The organism is Mesorhizobium sp. WSM4841, from assembly GCF_055811515.1.
In genome coordinates, this window is sequence record NZ_JBVVQC010000104.1 from 1 (window position 1) to 294 (window position 294).

At 29.3% G+C, this 294-nt stretch carries 1 protein-coding gene; it reads left to right on the forward strand.

The window, feature by feature from the left end; genetic code table 11:
• On the forward strand, positions 1-294 hold a 294-nt coding region (locus tag AC0L14_RS34800), incomplete at both ends, for a SasC/FmtB family protein (RefSeq protein ID WP_473752237.1).

Consider the following 294-nt stretch of genomic DNA (forward strand, 5'->3'; position numbering starts at 1 on the left):
GTATTAAAGGAAATGATACAAATGATCATGGCGGTTTTAATGGTATCGAGAAAACATTAACAGTAAATCCGAATTCTGAATTAATCTTTGAATTTAATACTATGACTACTAAAAACTATCAAGGTATGACAAATTTAATCATTAAAAATGCTGATAACGATACTGTTATTGGTGAAAAAGTAGTTGCTTATGGTCCGATTTGGCGCTTATTAAAAGTACCTGAAAATGTTAGTCATTTAAAAATTCAATTTGTACCTAAAAATGACGCAATAACAGATGCACGTGGTATTTATC